Below are 16,706 nucleotides of genomic sequence, written 5' to 3'. Positions count from 1 at the left end.
CGGAATCCTGCCAGACCAGGGCCGCCGCCACCCGGCAACCCGATCACGAAACGAGCTCGGTCCGCGCCTTGGCCGGGGTCGTGCGCCGCATGCCCGCGCTGACGCACCTCCTCACCACCTGAGGCTGCTCCCGCATGAGCCGCAGCCCGCGCCTGACCAGCGTCGGCACCGGTTTGCGGGCCTCGGCCACGTCCCGGGCGAACCGGCGCACGAACGTGACGGGAGGGCTCGGCGCGAGCACGATCGCGTCCCGGAGCACCCCCGCCTCCCGTGCGCCCTGGACCAGCAGGTCCGCGAACAGGCCTTCCGCGATGAACGCGGGCGCGCCGCCGAGCTCGATCGTCTGGGTGCCGACCGCGCGGTCCTCGCTGATCGAGTAGACCGGCGCCTCGACCCTGCCGGTCTCCGACAGCTCGATGATCGCCTGAAGCGCCTTGTCCGCGTTCCACGAGCCGATGTCGTCCCAGTCGGCCCTGCCGTGCTCGTCGCGGGGCAGCAGCGGGTCGTCGCCGTCGCGGTAGAAGTCGTCCAGGCGCAGGACAGGCCAGCCGAGGTGGGCGGCGAGTGTCGACTTGCCTGAGCCGGAGGGGCCGGCGAGCAGCACGGCACGAGGGATGGGCACGGAACGCGATCCTCGCATATGTCCTAGGCTCGAACGCATGAGCGAAGGTCTGTTCGACGAGGGCCTCTTCGGCGCGACCGACGAGGAGAAGGCCCAGCGCATCGCGGCCAACGCCCCGCTGGCCGTGCGGATGCGTCCGGCCACGCTGGACGAGGTCGTCGGCCAGGACCACCTGCTCGGGCCGGGCGCCCCGCTGCGCCGCCTGGTCGAGGGCGCCACGCCGGCGTCCGTGATGCTGTACGGCCCTCCCGGCACCGGCAAGACGACCCTCGCGACCCTGGTGTCGAAGGCGACCGGCCGCCGGTTCGTGGCTCTGAGCGCGCTGTCGGCCGGGGTCAAGGAAGTGCGGGCGGTCATCGACGAGGCCCGCCGCCGCCTGGTCCGCTCCGGCGAGTCGACCGTCCTGTTCATCGACGAGGTCCACCGGTTCTCCAAGACCCAGCAGGACGCCCTGCTGGGTGCGGTCGAGGACCGGATCGTGCTGCTGGTCGCGGCCACCACGGAGAACCCGTTCTTCTCGGTCGTGTCACCGCTGCTGTCGCGTTCACTCGTGCTGCAGCTCAGGTCGCTGACCGACGACGGTGTGCGCGCGGTGATCCAGCGGGCGGTGTCCGACCAGCGCGGCCTGGGCGGGTCCGTGGTGCTGGAGCCCGAGGCGGAGGACCACCTGATCCGCCTGGCCGGAGGTGACGCCCGCCGCTCGCTCACGGCGCTGGAGGCTGCCGCGGACTCGGCGCTGGCGTCGAACGAAGGCGTGATCACGCTGACGTTGCTGGAGTCCACGGTGGACAAGGCGGCGGTGCGCTACGACCGCGACGGTGATCAGCACTACGACGTGACGTCGGCCTTCATCAAGTCGATCCGGGGCTCGGACGTCGACGCGGCCCTGCACTACCTCGCGCGGATGATCGAGGCGGGGGAGGACCCGCGGTTCATCGCGCGGCGGCTGGTGATCCACGCCAGCGAGGACGTCGGCATGGCCGACCCGACGGCGTTGCAGACGTGCGTGGCGGCGGCTCAGGCCGTGCAGCTCATCGGTCTGCCCGAGTGCGCCCTGAACCTCGCGCAGGCCACGATCCACCTCGCCACCGCGCCGAAGTCGAACGCCGTGACCACCGCGATCTACGCCGCCATCGAGGACGTGCGCAAGGGAGCCATCGGTTCCGTGCCGGCACATCTGCGCGACGGGCACTACGCGGGCGCGGCGAAGCTGGGCAACGCGCAGGGCTACCGGTACCCGCACGACGTGCCCGAGGGCGTGCTGACGCAGCAGTACGCGCCGGACGACCTGGTGGGACGTGACTACTACGAGCCGACCGGGCGCGGCGGCGAACGAGCCCTGGCGGAACGGCTGCCGCGGCTGCGCAGGGTGATCAGGGGCGAGTGACCCGCCCCGGCGCGGTAGCTTCGGCGAAGTGACGATCAGAGAAGACTTCCTGACCACCGCCCGCATCGCCCTGGACCTCCTGCGCCACCCGCAGGTCGCGCAGCACTGGGACCAGCCGAGCGCGCTGCCGGAGTTCGGCGTCAGCGGCCTCGCCGGACACGTGGCCTACCAGGCGCTGCCACTGCCGTCGATGATCGGGACCCCACCCGGCGACGAGCCCGTCGTCCCGCTCATGGAGCACTACGCGCGGGCCAGGTGGACCGACCTCGACGTCGACTCGGAGTTCCACACCCGCATCCGCGCGGGCGGCGAGAAGCTCGCGGCGGAGGGGCACGGCGCCCTCTGCGACCGGTTCGAGCAGACCCTCGACGAACTCGCGAAGTCGTTGCCCGGTCAGGAGGACCGTGGCGTCCGCATGCCGCACTGGGGCCCGTGGGCGGTGCCGCTGGACGAGTACCTCGTCAGCAGGCTGATGGAGTTCGTCGTGCACTCCGACGACCTCGCGGTGAGCGTCGGGCTGGACACCCCCGAGTTCCCGCGCCACGTCAACGAGACGGTCATCGACCTGCTGACCCGGATGGCGCTCAACAAGCACCGCGCCATCGACGTGGTGCGTGCTTTGAGCCGCAAAGAGCGTGCGCCGCAGGACATCACCGCGTTCTAACGTTTGACTGCGTTCTAACGCTTGCAGATCATCAGCAGTGCGAGCTTGCCGGGCAGCATGATCTCGTCCGCGGCCACGAACCCGCCGGCCTCGAACGACCTGATGGCCCGCGTGTTGCGCACGTCCGGTTCGAGCACGATCCGCGTGCAGTGCGGGTCGGCCTCGAACAGCGCGTCGGTGAGCCTGGGGAGCAGTGACCGCACGAGCCCGCGGTCGGTCATCGCCAGCTCACCGACGGCGAGGTTCAGCCCGATGTCGTGCGGCCGCGCCCGGTAGCAGCCGGCGACGGCGTGCCTGGCCGCGCGGTAGACCTCGGCGTAGATCACCGGCCGGCCGTGCCAGCTGATCAGCACCGGCCGGACGTCGTCCCCCGCCAGCAGCTCCACCAGCCGGCGCTCCCACTGCGGCACCGTCCACGCCTGCCGCCGGAACGCCGCCACGTGCGGTGCCTGGTTCCAGCGGTGCACGAGGTGCAGGTCGTAGCCGTCCGAACGCGCGACGCGGGCGTCCCACGGCATCGGCAGGTCCGGGACGGGCGGGGCGTCCGCCATGAGCTGCAGCCGATAGGAGTCCAGGTGCGACACCGGCTTCACGAGGCCTCCTGCGCGGATCCACTTAGGGTTGCCTAACTTCTATCGGCAAGGCCGCCGCTGTCAAGCCCTGGGTGACGGGTATTTCACAGGCTGTGACGGCGCGCGTCAATGAGGTCTCGTGCGTTCTCCTCGCCGGGCTGGCGGGATGTCAGGTCTGTGGAGCCTGTGCAGGACGGCGGGTGGTACACCGTCCCTTGCTGGTAACCCAGGCGGCACACGACCGCCGAAACCGGCCGACACGCGGGCCACGGACAACTTCCGCGAGCAGATCGACGGCGCCACAGGCCGTTGAAGATCAACAAATGGTGCCGCCCAGTCGAGTGTCGGGCCCACCCGGTAATCTCACCCGCAACCAAGCCCGAACGCCTGTTCACCAGGAGGATCCGTGTCGCCAGGGTGGCTCGCCGCCGGTGCTTTCGTGCTGCTCGTGCTCATCGTGGGGGTCGTGGCGATCAAGGCCGCGCGCTTCTTCGACGAGGCCACGATCGCGATGCGCAAAGCGCACGAGAACACGGACCCGTTGTTCGTTGAAGCCAACACGACGCTCACGCACGTGAACACGCAGCTCGAACGCGTCGACGGCATCACGGCCAACGCGCGCGCCGTCACGGGCAACGTCTCGGCGCTCACCAGCCTGTTCACCGCCACTCTCGGCGGTCCGCTGGTCAAGGCCGCCGCGCTGTCCTACGGCGTGAGCAAGGCCGTCAAGGCGCGCCGCAAGGCCGCCGAACAGCCGAACAAGCACTCCAAGCGTCGTTCCAGGCGAGGTGCGAAGTGAGCCGCCTCTTCTGGTTCGGACTGGGTGCCGCGGCAGGCCTGTTCGCCGCGAAGAAGGCCTCCGAGGTCGCAAAGCAGGCGACTCCCGCCGGTGTCGGCGCTAACGTGGGTGAAGGCCTGCGCGAACTCGCCGGCGCCATCGGTTCCTTCGGGGCCGAGGTGCGCGCGGGGATGGCCGAACGGGAACAGGAGTTGCAGGACACCGTGGAACGTCAGACGGGATTCACGCCGGGGCGCCGAGCGCCCAGGGCGAACGGGAAGCACTAGCGCCGTTCGCCCCGTGACCATGCCCTGACAATCCCCAGCAACACTTAGGAACTTCCCGTGCAGACCCACGAGATCATCAAGCGTTTCCGCGAGCACTTCGAGAAGGCCGGGCACAAGTACATCCCCAGCGCCTCGCTGCTGCTCGACGACCCGAACCTGCTGTTCGTCAACGCCGGCATGGTGCCGTTCAAGCCTTACTTCCTCGGCGAGGCCCCGCCGCCCGCCCCGCGGATGACGAGCATCCAGAAGTGCGTGCGCACGCCCGACATCGACGAGGTCGGCAAGACCACCCGCCACCTCACGTTCTTCCAGATGGCCGGCAACTTCTCGCTCGGCGACTACTTCAAGGAAGACGCCATCCGGCTCGCCTGGGAGCTGATCACCAACTCCCAGGAGAACGGTGGCTACGGCTTCGACCCCGAGCGCATCTGGGTGACGGTCTACCTGGACGACGACGAGGCCATCGAGCTGTGGCAGAAGGTCGCCGGCATGCCGCTGGAGCGCATCCAGCGCCGCGGCGTCGAGGACAACTTCTGGTCGATGGGCGTTCCCGGCCCGTGCGGCCCGTGCTCGGAGATCTACTACGACCGCGGCCCCGAGTACGGCAAGGAGGGCGGCCCGGTAGTCGACGAGGACAGGTACCTGGAGATCTGGAACCTCGTCTTCATGCAGAACGTCCGCGGCGAGGGCGGTGCCAAGAAGGACTACCCGGTCCTCGGTGAGCTGCCGTCGAAGAACATCGACACCGGCATGGGCGTCGAGCGCGTCGCCTACCTGCTGCAGGGCGTCGACAACGTCTACGAGACCGACCTGGTCCGCGCCGTCATCAGCAAGGCCGAGGAGCTCTCCGGCCGCAAGTACGGCACCAACGAGGTCGACGACGTCCGCTTCCGCGTCATCGCCGACCACGCCCGCAGCGGTGTGCTCCTGGTCGGCGACGGCGTCACGCCCGGCAACGAGGCCCGCGGCTACGTGCTGCGCCGCCTGCTGCGCCGCATCGTGCGCAGCTCCCGCCTGCTGGGCGTGAACGAGCCGGTGCTGCAGCAGTTCGCCGAGGTCGTCCGCGACTCGATGGGCGAGGCCTACCCCGAGCTGGTCAGCGGGTTCGCCCGCATCCAGCAGGTGCTCAAGGCCGAGGAGGACACGTTCCTGCGCACCCTCGACGCCGGTTCGCGCATCTTCGAGGGCGCCGCCGCCGAGGTGAAGTCCGACGGCCGCGCCACGCTGCCCGGTGACAAGGCCTTCCAGCTGCACGACACGTACGGCTTTCCGATCGACCTCACGCTGGAGATGGCCTCCGAGGCCGGCCTGTCCGTGGACGAGGACGGCTTCCGCAAGCTGATGGCCGAGCAGCGCGCCCGTGCCAAGGCCGACGCCGCCGGCAAGAAGACCGGCCACGGCGACCAGTCGGTGTACCGCGAGCTGCTGGAGCAGGGCCCGACCGAGTTCACCGGCTACACCGAGCTCGCCTCCGAGGCCACGCTGCGAGGCATCGTGCACAACGGCGCTCGGGTGAAGTCGGCTCGCGAGGGCGACATCGTCGAGGTCGTCCTGGACCGCACGCCGCTCTACGCCGAGTCCGGTGGCCAGGAGTCCGACGCCGGCACCATCGTCACGGCCAACGCCGAGCTCGAGGTGCTCGACGTGCAGAAGGTCGCCCGCAAGCTGTGGGTGCACCAGGTGCGCGTCCGCTCCGGCGAGGTCTCCGAGGGCGAGCACGTCGAGGCCCGCGTCGACCCGGAGTGGCGCGTCGGTGCCCGCCAGGGCCACTCGGGCACGCACGTCGTGCACGCCGCGCTGCGGCACGTGCTCGGCCCGTCGGCCCTGCAGAGCGGTTCGTACAACAAGCCCGGCTACCTGCGGCTCGACTTCGCCTGGACCGGTGGCCTGTCCGCCGAGGCCAAGAGCGAGATCGAAGAGGTCTCGAACCTCGCCGTGCGCAAGGACCTGCCGGTCAGCATCGTCTACACCGACATGGCCGGTGCCCAGGAGATGGGTGCCGTCGCCCTGTTCGGCGAGACCTACGACGAGACCGTGCGCGTCATCGAGATCGGTGGCGAGTGGTCGCGCGAGCTGTGCGGTGGCACCCACGTCGAGCACTCGTCGCAGATCGGCCCGATCACCCTGCTGGGTGAGTCGTCGGTCGGTTCCGGCGTGCGCCGTCTCGAGGCCTACGTCGGCATCGAGGCCATGCGGTTCCTGGCCAAGGAACGCGCCATCGTGCAGAACCTCTCCGACATGCTCAAGGTCTCCTCCGACGGCCTGCCCGAGCGGATCGAGTCGCTGGTCGAGCGCCTGAAGACCGCCGAGAAGGAGCTGGAGAAGGTCCGCGCCGCCGAGCTGCTGGGCAACGCCGGCGCCCTCGCCGGCAAGGCCCTCGACATCCGCGGCCTGTCGCTGGTGGCCCTGGGCCTCGAGGGCGTGCCGGGCAACGACCTGCGCACGCTCGGTGGCGAGGTCCGCAACCGCCTGGGCAGCAGGCCCGGTGTGGTGGCCCTGTTCTCGGTCGACGGCGACAAGGTCAGCTTCGTGGTGGCCACCACGGCCGCCGCCCGCGACCTGGGCCTGGCCGCCGGCAAGCTCGTCCCGGTGTTCGGCCCGGCCATCGCCGCCCGCGGTGGCGGCAAGCCGGACCTGGCCCAGGGCGGCGGCACGAACCCGGCCGGCGTCACCGACGCCATCACGGCCCTGACCAACGAACTGGACAAGGTGCTTGAACAGCGCTGATGTTCCCGGTGTCGACGACCCGGGCCTCGGACGGAGGCTCGGCGTCGACGTCGGGTCGGTTCGCGTGGGGGTCTCCCTCAGCGATCCGGCACCGTTCCTGGCGACTCCGCTGGTCACCCTGCGACGCGACCAGAAGAACGGCTCGGACCTCACGGAACTCGTACGTCTCGTGGCCGAACATGACGTCGTAGAGGTCGTGGTCGGCTTGCCGAAGACGTTGGCGGGCAGGCACGGCCCCGCGGCAGAGGCGGCGACCGCGTACGCTGCGGCCTTGGCCGGGCGCATCGCACCGGTGCCGGTGCGGCTCACCGACGAACGCCTGACGACGGTCGTGGTGAGCAGGGTGCTGGCGCAGCGCGGTGTGAAGGGCAAGAAGCAGCGAGCCGTGGTCGACCAGGCTGCCGCTGTCGAGATCCTGCAATCTTGGCTGGACGCACGGGCACATTCGGTGCCCGCCCGAAAGGACGAGGCGTGAGCGGCGACGATCTCGGGTTGTTCACCGACCCCGAAGCGGATGAGCGAAGGCCGCTCAAGAGGCGCGATCGCGAGCGTGACAACGCCCGCGTCAAGGCGAAGAAGCGCAAGAAGACGGTCCTGTGGCTGGTCGTCGCGCTGATCCTCGCCGTGGGCATGGGCGGTGCCTACTACGGCTACAAGGAGCTGCGAGGCATCGGCTCGTTCGAGGACTACGCGGGCAGCGGCGAGGCCGACGCCATCGTCGAGGTCCAGGACGGCGACGTGGTCAGCAAGATCGCGTCGACCCTGTACGACAACGGCGTCATCGCCTCCGCGCGAGCCTTCACCGAGGCCAGCAAGACCGATGCCCGCGTGACGTCGATCCAGCCGGGCTTCTACCTGATGAAGACGAAGATGTCGGGCCAGAACGCGGTGGCCAAGATGATCGACCCGAAGACGCGGGTCCCGGCCGTCCAGATCGTCGGTGGCCTGAAGCTCACCGACATCCAGGCCAACGGCAAGACCGTCCCGGGCATCTACTCCCAGCTCGCCGCCGCGAGCTGCACGGACAAGGACGGCGCGAAGGTCTGCCTGACCGCCGACGAGATCAAGGCCGCCGCCGAGCAGACCGACCCGGTCGCCCTCGGTGTGCCGGACTGGGCGCTGGCGGACGTGAAGCGCGCCGAGCCCGCGTTCCGCCTCGAAGGCCTGATCATGCGCGGCGTCTACCAGGTCAAGCCCGGTGTCACCGCGGTCGAGCTGATCCGCAGCGTCATCGTGGCCTCGGCCCAGAAGCTGCAGGGCGCGGGCATTCCCGGCGGCACCATGAACACCGGCTTCCGTCCCTACGAGGTGCTCGTCATCGCCTCGTTGATCGAGAAGGAAGCCATCGAGAAGGACTTCGGCCAGGTCTCGCAGGTCATCTACAACCGGATCGCGCAACCGATGCCCCTGCAGTTCGACTCGACCATCAACTACCGCAACAACCAGCCGCACATCCGCACGTCCGACGAGGACCGCGACGCGAACCAGCCCTACAACACCTACAAGGTCCAGGGCCTGACGCCGACGCCGATCGGCTCGCCGTCGCAGCAGGCCATCGCCGCGGCGATCAAGCCCGCGGGCGGCGACATGATGTACTTCGTGAAGTGCCAGGCGGACGGCACGTCGTGCTTCTCGAAGACGTACGACGAGCACAAGGAGAAGGACCAGAAGGCTCAGCGGGAGGGCGTCTACTAGTGGTGCGCAAGGCGGCGGTGATCGGCTCGCCGATCGAGCACTCGCTTTCCCCGGTGCTGCACAACGCCGCGTACGCCGAGCTGGGCCTCGACTGGGAGTACACCCGGCTGGAGTGCTCCGAGGCCGGCGTCCCCGCTCTGGTCTCGTCACTGGGCCCGGAGTGGGCGGGTCTCTCCTGCACGATGCCGACCAAACGCGCCGCGCTGGCGTTCGCCTCGGTCGTGACCCCGCGCGCGACGGCGGTGGGCGCGGCGAACACGCTGGTGCGCCACGGTTCCGAGTGGCATGCCGACTGCACCGATGTGGACGGTGTCGTGGGAGCGTTGCGGGAGAAGGGTTTCTCCAGCGGCTCGCACGGCGTCGTCCTCGGTGCGGGCGGCACGGCCACAGCCGCGCTCGCCGGTTTCGCCGAGCTCGGCATCTCGTCGGTTTCCCTCGTGGTGCGCGATCCCGCACGCGCGGGAGAGGCCGTGGAGACGGCGTCGCGCGTCGGTGTTTCAGTCGAGGTGCTGCAGCTGTCCTCTGTGGATCTCGCCGTGCTGGCCGGTGCCGCGGACGTGGTCGTGTCGACGGTGCCCGCCGAGGCCACCGTCGAGCTGGCCGGCTCGCTGGCGCGGGCGCCGTACGTGCTGGACGTGATCTACCACCCGTGGCCCACACCGGTCGCGAAGGCCGTGGAGGCCTCCGGGAGCCGCCTGGTCACCGGGCTGGACATGCTGCTGCACCAGGCTTTCGGGCAGTTCGAGCAGTTCACCGGCAAGCCCGCGCCACAGGAGGCCATGCGCGCCGCGCTGGCCGCGGAACTCGCCTCGCGGTCGTAACTTTCGGCTTGATCTTGGACCGTCCGGTACCGGTGCGCGCCGGTCGTGTGGTTCCCTACGCCTGACTCGTTTGGCTGCGGACGATGTGCCACTCGGCCGGAGTCATCGCATGCCGGTGTTCCTCACCTTGGGAGGGCCGGTGGGTGGGGACGCACGGGTGTGTCTGCCGGGGGGCTCCGCTTGGGCGCGTGGGCCGACCGGTTCCGGCACCACGGCCGCCGGTGCGTCCCGCCCCTACCGAAGCGCTAGGGGCAGTACTGGTCGGGAACCGGTGCCACGCCGGCCACCTTCGCCCGGCTCGCCAGGGCCGTGCAGTGCACCTGGAAGACCGCCCACTTCGTCGTCGGTGGCGCGACGTCCTCCGGCATCACGATCACGTCCAGCACCGGGACCGCCTTGGACGACGTCGCGGGCAGTTCGGTCACCAGGCCCAGCTTCTTCTCCTCGTCGTTCGGGCCGGCCAGCAGCAGGTTCATCGCGGTCGTGATGTCGACGGCGCCGGTGTAGTCGCGGGTGCGGCGCACCAGGCCGTCGCGTTCGGCCGTGACGAGGTAGATGGTGAGCGTGTGCGACGAGACCGTCGGCGCCTCGGCCCCGGTGAGGATCGGGGTCGGGCGGATGCCGCAGGCCGTGAGGGTCACGAGGGCAAGCGCAAGGTGAAGACCGCGCCGCCCGAGGGCGCGTTGGCCGCCTCGATGGTGCCGCCGTGCAGGCGTGCGTTCTCCCATGCGATCGCCAATCCCAGTCCGCTGCCCTCGGAACGGGAGCGGGCCGTGTCTGCCTTGTAGAAGCGGTCGAAGATGTGGGGGAGGGCGTCCTCGGGGATGCCGGGGCCGTGGTCGGCCACCTCGATGACGCCCGGCCGCACCGTCACGCGCACCGGGACGCCGCCGTGCTTCAGCGCGTTGCCCACGAGGTTGGCGACGATGACGTCCAGGCGGCGGCGGTCGACCCGTGCCACCACGCCCTCGGGCAGCGACGCCTCGACGGACGTGGCCCAGCCGCGGGCGGCCAGGGTGTCGCGGACCGCGGTGCCGATGTCCCAGTCGTCCAGTTCGAGGAGGTTGCGGCCCTCGTCGAAGCGGGAGATCTCCATCAGGTCGTTGACCAGGCGGGTCAGCTTGCGGGTCTCGGCGGAGACCAGGCGGGCCGCGACGGCCGTGTCGGGAGGCAACGTGTCCGCGTCCTCGTCCAGCACGGCGGTCACGGCGTTCATCGCCGTCAACGGCGTGCGCAGTTCGTGCGACACGTCGGCGACGAAGCGGCGGGAGGTGGCCTGGGAGGCTTCCAGTTGTTCGGCGGCCTGGTTGAACGTGCGGGCCAGGTCGGCGAGTTCGTCGGAGCCGCGCACCTCGACGCGGGTGTCCAGGCGGCCGGCTCCGAGCTCGCGGGCGGCGGCGCCGAGGCGGCGGACGGGACGCAGGACCCCGCGCGCGGTGAACAGCGCGACGCCCAGGGCCAGGGGGAGCACGAGGCTGACCCCCACCCAGGCGGCCGTCGAGAAGCTGTCGATGGCGGTCTGCGGGCCCCTCAGGTACAGCAGCGCCCACACCTCCACACCCGTGGGCGCGCCGTCCGTGCGGAGCAGCGGGATGCCCACGACGACGTACGGCTCGGCCAGGTCCGTGCGGCGCTGCCAGAGCGTCGTCCCGCTCGTCTTGAGCATCTCGCGCATCTCGGCGGGGATGAACGACGGATCGGGGCCGCTGGAGGAGCGCAGGCCCCCGTAGACCACGACCGCCGAGCCGCGCAGGTACGAGCCGAAGCCGTCCAGGTCCTCCTGCGCCGGCGGCACGGTGAGCCGGTGCGCGTAGTCGCGGACGTCCTGCACGAGCGGGTTCATGAAGCCGTCCTGCGCGTCCTCCAGCAGCAACGTGCGGGCGGTCGCGTAGGAGGCACCCGCGGCTCCCACCGCGCCGAGCACCGTCAGCAGCAGGAACGCGGCCATCAGCCTGGGGCGCAGGCCGCGCAGCAACGACCTCATCGGGGGCCGAAGCGGTAACCGAAGCCGCGCACCGTGTGGACGTATCCGGGGTCGGAGGGCACGTCCTCGATCTTCGCGCGCAACCGCTGCACGCACGCGTCGACCAGCCGCGAGTCGCCGAGGTAGTCGTGCTCCCAGACGGCCTCGAGGATCTGCTGGCGGGTCAGCACGCGGCCGGGGGTGCGGGACAGTTCGAGCAGCAGCTTCAGCTCGGTCGGGGTCAGCGCGACCTTCACGTCGTCCTTGAGCACCTGCAGTCCTGCCCGATCGATCACCAGCGAGCCGTGCCGTTCGATCGACGACGGCTCGGCGACGGTCCGCCGCAGCACGGCGCGGATGCGCGCCTCCAGCACCCGCGGTTCCACGGGCTTGACCACGTAGTCGTCCGCGCCCGCCTCCAGGCCCGCGACCACGTCGAAGTCGTCGCCGCGCGCCGTGAGCATGATGATCGGCACCTCGGCGTGCGTGCGCATCCGCCGGCACGTCTCGAAGCCGTCGATGCCCGGCAGCATGATGTCGAGGACCACGATGTCGGGACGGGACTCGCGCAGCTTCTCGACGCCTTCCTCACCCGTTTCCGCTGCTCGGACGTCGTGTCCCTGGCGGCGCAACGCCAGCCCGAGTCCTTCACGCACCGAAGGGTCGTCCTCGACCAGCAACACCATCGCCACGAGATCCATTATCTGCGGGAGACGGCACCGGCGCCCGATCTGTAGCGGAACCATGACATGGCGTGGACGTTCCCGTGGACCGGCTCGCGGAGTGTCGGACCCATGGCCGGAAGCTTGCTGGGATTCCTCTTCACGTACTTCGCGCTGGTGTGGACGTCGTTCGGGCAGAAGGCGGAGAACGCCGCGTTGCCCGAACTGTCACTGCAACGCTCGTGGGCGTCCAACGTGGACACGGCGATCATCCTCGCCGCCGTCCTCGTGATCCTCTTCGCCCGCAAGAAGTCGCTCACGCCGTTGTTGCTGCTCGGCGGTTCGGTGCTGGGAGCGCAGGTCCTGAAGCTCTACGTGCTGGTGCGGCCGCCGCTCGACGACGACGCCGTGCTGGTGCACAACAGCTTCCCGAGTGGACACACGACGGCCGCGGTGGCGTCGGTGATCGCGGTGGCGATGGCGGTGCCCCAGCGGTTCGCGCTGGTCGTGGCGGTGCCGGGGGCGATCGGCGCGGGGGCGGTCGCGGCGGAGACGGTGTCGCTCGGCTGGCACCGGTTCAGCGACACGCTCGGCGCGGCGCTGCTGGTCTCGACGCTCGCGTTCCTGTTGCTGCGCAAGTGGACCGCGGGACTGGTCGTGCCGCCCGCATTGGCCGCCGGCGGTGTCTGGATGATCGTGAGCCACCCGCAGGCCACGCCGCCGACCTTGGCCGGCGTCGTGACCGCGGGTGTGGTGCTGCACTTCGGGTGGGTCGTGAGTGGTCTAGGCCGTCGGGGCGATCGAGACCACTCACGACCGGGATCACTCGTCGTGATCGGTGGCGATCAGCTCGGCGATGGCGTCCAGAGCGGCGTCCGCTCCGTCCCCCTCGGCGCTGAGCACCACCTCGTCACCGTGCATGGCGCCCAGGGTCATCAGACCCAGAACACTCGCCGCGTCAACGGCTTCGCCGCCGTCCTTGGCGATGCTGACCGCCACCGGCTGGTCGGCGGCGGCCTTCGCCAGCAGTGCGGCAGGCCGGGCGTGCAGTCCGACCTTGCTGGCCACGGTGACCCGTCGCTCGGCCATGATGGTTCCTCCCGGTAGAGCTGGTTCGCTTACTGCTGTTCGTCGGTGGTGCGCTTCTGCTTCTCGCGCACCGCCGTGTCGCCACTGCCGCCGACGATGCTCTCGTCGGCCTCAGGGGACTCGTCGTCCTCGCGGCCCGGCGTCTTCAGGTTCCACTTGTTGATGACGAAGCGGAACAGGAAGTAGTAGATCGCACCGTAGATCAGGCCCAGAATGATCAGCATCCACGGCTTCTGGGAGATGTTCCAGTTCAGGATGAAGTCGATCGCACCTGCCGAGAACGAGAAGCCCGAGTGGACGTCGAGCGCGTTCGAGATCGCGAGCGACGTACCGGTCAGGAACGCGTGGATCAGGTACAGCGGCCACGCCACGAACATGAACGCGAACTCCAGCGGCTCCGTCACACCGGTGATGAACGCGGTGAGAGCGGCGGAGCCCATGATGCCGCCGATGAGCTTGCGCTGGTTCGGCCGTGCGGTGTGCACGATCGCGAGGGCGGCGGCCGGGAGGGCGAACATCAGGATCGGGAAGAAGCCGGTCTGGAACGTGCCGGCCGTCGGGTCGCCCGCGAGGAAGCGCGGGATATCACCGGTCTTCTCGTTGTACTCGCCGAACTGGAACCACACGACGTTGTTGACGATGTGGTGCAGACCCAGCGGGATCAGCAGGCGGTTGACGACACCGTAGATGAACGCACCGATGATCGTGCTGCCGGTGACCCACTCGCCGATGGCGGTCAGGCCCGCGTCGAACCACGGGTAGACCAGGCCGAGCAGGACGCCGACGATCGTCATGACACCGGCGACGATGATCGGGACGAACCGGCGGCCGCCGAAGAACGCCAGGTACGGCGGCAGCTTGATGCGGTGGTACTTCTGCCACAGCAGGGCCGTCAGGAGGCCGACGACGATACCGCCGAGGACCCCGTAGTTGATGACCTCGGGCTTGGCGGCCGGGTCGGTCGGCTGGTCGAGGACCAGCGGCGACATCGCCTTGAAGACGCTCGTCAGCACGACATAGCCGACGACGCCGGCGAGCGCCGTGGAGCCGTCACCGCGCCGTGCGAAACCGACGGCGATGCCGACGGCGAACAGCAGAGCGAGGTTGCTGAACAGCGCGTCGCCCGCCGCACCGATCACCGAGGCGACGGCGTTCCAACCCAGACCGTCCTTGCCCAGCATGTCGGGCTGGCCGAAACGGAGCAGCAGGCCTGCCGCGGGCAGCACGGCGATCGGCAGCATGAGGCTGCGACCGAAGCGCTGCAACGTGGCAAGGCCCTTGATCTCACGACCACCGGTTGCGGCGTCCGTGCTCATCGGGTTCCTCCCTTGGCGGAGTTCGGTCCGGTACCCGGGACGGTCCGGTCCAGTTGCATGGTCACCTGGTAGAGATCGCCCCGGTACCAGGAAGTGACGTCTTCACAGGGCCGCCCGTCGGAGCTGGCGACCCTCCTGAACACGAGGAGCGGGCTGCCCTTGCGGACGTCGAGCGCCTTCGCGGTCTCCGCGTCGGCGGTCTCGGCCCACACGGTCTGCCGCGCGTGGTCGAGCTGAATTCCGTACCGGGTCGCGATGATCTCGTAGATCGATCCGGTCAGGTCGCATCGGTCGAGCTCGGGAAGCAGGTGCGGGCTGTACCAGCCGGCTTCGAGCGCCAGCGGTGCCCCGTCGGCCTTGCGCAGCCGCACGACGCGGTACGCGTACTCGTCGGACTCGAGGCCCAGCGAGGCCTTCGAGCCGGGTGCCGCCTGGCCGCAGCTGATCACCTCGGTGCTGGGTTCGACCCCGCGCGCCTTCATGTCCGAGGTGAACGAGGCCAGGAAGAGCTGCAGGTCGTAGCGCCGTTTGGCGGTGAACGTCCCACGTCCCTTGGCCCGCGTGAGCAGGCCTTCGGCGACCAGCTGGCCGACTGCGGCCCGCACGGTGATGCGAGAGACTCCGTACCGCTCGGCGAGATCGCGCTCGGACGGAATCGGTGAGCCGGGAGCGAGCTCCTGTTCTGCCAGGCGCCGCAGGATCTCACGCAGCTGCGCGTGCTTCGGCTTGGGGCCGTCCACGATCTCGTTCACTCGCTCACCTCCTCGCTAGTGGTACTTTCCGGTCTAGACCAGTTGGTGCGGGAGGATGCTCCGCGCACCGAGCGGGTGTCAACCGCTGTTACGGGAACGAGAGGTACGAACGTGGCTGACGAGAAGGCTCAGAAGATCCTCGAGGCGCTGGGTGGCCGGGACAACATCATCGAGATCGAGCCCTGCATCACCCGCCTGCGGTGCGAGCTCGAAGACGGTTCCGTCGTGGACGAGAAGGCGCTGAAGGCGTTGGGAGCGCACGGAGTCATGCGTTCCGGCAACGTCGTCCAGGTCGTCGTGGGACCCGAGGCGGACACCATCGCGTCGGACATCGAGGACCTGCTGTGAGCCTGCGCGTCGGCAGCCCCGTGGCGGGCCGGGTGGTCGCGCTCTCCGCGGTTCCCGACCAGGTCTTCGCCGAGGCGATGGTCGGGCCCGGCGTGGCCGTCGAACCGATTCGATCGAAGGCCGATGTGGTGTCACCGCTCGACGGCACCGTCGTGACGTTGCACCCGCACGCGTTCGTGGTCGCCAACGCTGACGGGGCGGCCATCCTGGTCCACCTCGGCATCGACACCGTGAAGCGCAAGGGCGAGGGCTTCGAGCTCCACGTCGTCAAGGGCGAGCAGGTCCAGGCCGGCCAGAAGATCGTGACGTGGGACCCGGCCGAGGTCGAGGCGGCCGGGTTCGCGCCGATCTGCCCGGTGGTCGCGCTCGACGCGTCCGCCGAGGTGCTCGGCGACCTGGCTCTCGACGCGGACGTGGTGGCGGGCGACGCCCTGTTCGACTGGTCTCGCTGAACCGTTCTCCCGCCCTGACCGGGGCGGTGTGAGGGCTGCGCGTGGACGGACCGTTCACGACAGGCCCGAACTTGTACCTGGTCACCCCTGGCAGGACCGTGGTGTCATGACCACGGTCCTGCTCTCGTTCTCACTGGGTTCGCTGTGGACGGTCGCCGCCGTCCTGGACGCTCCGCCCTCGTCGTACCTGCTGGCCTGGTTCGGCATCGTGCTCGCGATGATCGACCTGCGGCACCACCGGTTGCCGGACGCGCTGACCCTCCCGCTGGGTGCCGCGCTGGTGCTCCTGCAGTTCCACGGGCTGGGAGCGGCGGCCCTGTCGTCGCTCGTCTTCGGTGGCGCGCATCTCGCCGTCCGGCGGCTGCGGCCCGCGCTGATGGGCGGCGGCGACGTGAAGCTCGCCTTCGGGCTCGGCGCGGCGCTCCCGCTGCCGGTGCTCCTACCTGCGGCGATCCTGTCCAGCGTGGTCACCCTGGCCGTCGCCGCGTTCCGGCGCAGGCGCGCGGTGCCGCACGGACCGGGCCTGCTGGCCGCCACCTGGGCGTTGACGACGCTGTGAAAGGATTGTGAA

At 69.8% G+C, this 16,706-nt stretch carries 19 protein-coding genes and 1 pseudogene; 12 read left to right on the top strand and 8 right to left on the bottom strand.

The genetic code is table 11. The features are described 5' to 3' along the window. Window positions 1–43: 43 nt before the first annotated feature. A complete protein-coding gene (locus LX88_RS25785) occupies window positions 44–622 on the bottom strand; it encodes a uridine kinase family protein (protein ID WP_258950385.1) in 579 nt (192 codons plus the stop codon). Between the two features lie 37 nt (window positions 623–659). On the opposite strand from LX88_RS25785, the gene LX88_RS25780 reads away from it, so the two are divergent. After that, window positions 660–2,009, top strand: coding sequence for a replication-associated recombination protein A (locus LX88_RS25780; RefSeq protein ID WP_258950384.1), 1,350 nt, complete (start codon window positions 660–662; stop codon window positions 2,007–2,009). Between the two features lie 28 nt (window positions 2,010–2,037). Then, window positions 2,038–2,673 (top strand): maleylpyruvate isomerase N-terminal domain-containing protein, encoded by a 636-nt coding sequence (locus tag LX88_RS25775; protein ID WP_258950383.1) that lies wholly within the window; start codon window positions 2,038–2,040, stop codon window positions 2,671–2,673. Window positions 2,674–2,687: 14 nt separating this feature from the next. Here LX88_RS25775 and LX88_RS25770 read toward each other — a convergent pair whose 3' ends face one another. Beyond that, a complete protein-coding gene (locus LX88_RS25770) occupies window positions 2,688–3,266 on the bottom strand; it encodes a GNAT family N-acetyltransferase (RefSeq protein ID WP_258950382.1) in 579 nt (192 codons plus the stop codon). A gap of 385 nt (window positions 3,267–3,651) precedes the next feature. On the opposite strand from LX88_RS25770, the gene LX88_RS25765 reads away from it, so the two are divergent. Genes LX88_RS25765 through LX88_RS25740 form a run of 6 tightly spaced genes read left to right on the top strand, consistent with a single transcriptional unit; the run spans window position 3,652 to window position 9,553 of the window. Next, the gene (locus LX88_RS25765) at window positions 3,652–4,044 is read left to right on the top strand and encodes a DUF948 domain-containing protein (protein WP_258950381.1); all 393 of its coding nucleotides are present in this window, start codon (window positions 3,652–3,654) and stop codon (window positions 4,042–4,044) included. Continuing rightward, window positions 4,041–4,310 carry a hypothetical protein gene (locus LX88_RS25760; RefSeq protein ID WP_030481782.1) on the top strand — a complete coding sequence of 90 codons (270 nt, stop codon included), beginning with the start codon at window positions 4,041–4,043 and terminating at the stop codon, window positions 4,308–4,310. The genes LX88_RS25765 and LX88_RS25760 overlap by 4 nt, the downstream gene beginning before the upstream one ends. 57 nt (window positions 4,311–4,367) lie before the next feature. After that, window positions 4,368–7,037, top strand: a complete 2,670-nt coding sequence (gene alaS / locus LX88_RS25755; protein ID WP_258950380.1) for an alanine--tRNA ligase — start codon at window positions 4,368–4,370, stop codon at window positions 7,035–7,037. Beyond that, a complete protein-coding gene (ruvX, locus tag LX88_RS25750) occupies window positions 7,024–7,512 on the top strand; it encodes a Holliday junction resolvase RuvX (protein ID WP_258950379.1) in 489 nt (162 codons plus the stop codon). Before alaS ends, ruvX begins: the two co-directional genes overlap by 14 nt. After that, a complete protein-coding gene (gene mltG / locus LX88_RS25745; protein WP_258950378.1) occupies window positions 7,509–8,732 on the top strand; it encodes an endolytic transglycosylase MltG in 1,224 nt (407 codons plus the stop codon). The genes ruvX and mltG overlap by 4 nt, the downstream gene beginning before the upstream one ends. Next, window positions 8,732–9,553 carry a shikimate dehydrogenase gene (locus tag LX88_RS25740; RefSeq protein WP_258950377.1) on the top strand — a complete coding sequence of 274 codons (822 nt, stop codon included), beginning with the start codon at window positions 8,732–8,734 and terminating at the stop codon, window positions 9,551–9,553. Before mltG ends, LX88_RS25740 begins: the two co-directional genes overlap by 1 nt. Before the next feature lie 245 nt (window positions 9,554–9,798). On the opposite strand, the gene LX88_RS25735 is transcribed toward LX88_RS25740, so the two are convergent. From LX88_RS25735 to LX88_RS25725, 3 genes are read right to left on the bottom strand one after another with little or no spacing between them, the layout of a single operon-like run. After that, entirely contained in the window at window positions 9,799–10,194 is a 396-nt protein-coding gene (locus LX88_RS25735; RefSeq protein ID WP_258950376.1) for a hypothetical protein, read from the bottom strand. Beyond that, entirely contained in the window at window positions 10,191–11,537 is a 1,347-nt protein-coding gene (locus LX88_RS25730; protein WP_258950375.1) for an ATP-binding protein, read from the bottom strand. The genes LX88_RS25735 and LX88_RS25730 overlap by 4 nt, the downstream gene beginning before the upstream one ends. Then, window positions 11,534–12,208 (bottom strand): response regulator, encoded by a 675-nt coding sequence (locus LX88_RS25725; protein WP_258950374.1) that lies wholly within the window; start codon window positions 12,206–12,208, stop codon window positions 11,534–11,536. The genes LX88_RS25730 and LX88_RS25725 overlap by 4 nt, the downstream gene beginning before the upstream one ends. A gap of 57 nt (window positions 12,209–12,265) precedes the next feature. Between LX88_RS25725 and LX88_RS25720 the strand changes: the two are divergent. Then, window positions 12,266–12,802, top strand: a pseudogene (locus LX88_RS25720) (phosphatase PAP2 family protein); the annotation flags it as partial. Between the two features lie 198 nt (window positions 12,803–13,000). Here LX88_RS25720 and LX88_RS25715 read toward each other — a convergent pair. From LX88_RS25715 to LX88_RS25705, 3 genes are read right to left on the bottom strand one after another with little or no spacing between them, the layout of a single operon-like run. Then, the gene (locus LX88_RS25715) at window positions 13,001–13,267 is read right to left on the bottom strand and encodes an HPr family phosphocarrier protein (RefSeq protein WP_258950553.1); all 267 of its coding nucleotides are present in this window, start codon (window positions 13,265–13,267) and stop codon (window positions 13,001–13,003) included. 29 nt (window positions 13,268–13,296) lie between these two features. After that, window positions 13,297–14,583, bottom strand: coding sequence for a PTS transporter subunit EIIC (locus LX88_RS25710; protein WP_258950373.1), 1,287 nt, complete (start codon window positions 14,581–14,583; stop codon window positions 13,297–13,299). After that, on the bottom strand, window positions 14,580–15,335 hold the full coding sequence (locus tag LX88_RS25705; protein ID WP_258950372.1) for a GntR family transcriptional regulator: 756 nt from the start codon (window positions 15,333–15,335) through the stop codon (window positions 14,580–14,582). Before LX88_RS25705 ends, LX88_RS25710 begins: the two co-directional genes overlap by 4 nt. Before the next feature lie 111 nt (window positions 15,336–15,446). On the opposite strand from LX88_RS25705, the gene LX88_RS25700 reads away from it, so the two are divergent. The 3 genes from LX88_RS25700 to LX88_RS25690 all read left to right on the top strand — a co-directional run bounded on the left by LX88_RS25700 (window position 15,447) and on the right by LX88_RS25690 (window position 16,694). Beyond that, on the top strand, window positions 15,447–15,683 hold the full coding sequence (locus LX88_RS25700; RefSeq protein WP_090005969.1) for a PTS sugar transporter subunit IIB: 237 nt from the start codon (window positions 15,447–15,449) through the stop codon (window positions 15,681–15,683). Continuing rightward, a complete protein-coding gene (locus LX88_RS25695) occupies window positions 15,680–16,135 on the top strand; it encodes a PTS sugar transporter subunit IIA (RefSeq protein WP_258950371.1) in 456 nt (151 codons plus the stop codon). The genes LX88_RS25700 and LX88_RS25695 overlap by 4 nt, the downstream gene beginning before the upstream one ends. A 106-nt stretch (window positions 16,136–16,241) precedes the next feature. Next, a complete protein-coding gene (locus tag LX88_RS25690) occupies window positions 16,242–16,694 on the top strand; it encodes a prepilin peptidase (protein WP_258950370.1) in 453 nt (150 codons plus the stop codon). The last annotated feature ends 12 nt before the right edge of the window (window positions 16,695–16,706 follow it).

It is taken from the genome of Lentzea californiensis, from assembly GCF_024648825.1.
Classification (GTDB): Bacteria; Actinomycetota; Actinomycetes; order Mycobacteriales; family Pseudonocardiaceae; genus Lentzea; species Lentzea californiensis.
The sequence above is the reverse complement of the archived record's forward strand: the minus strand, read 5'-3'. Positions and strand labels throughout refer to the sequence as shown.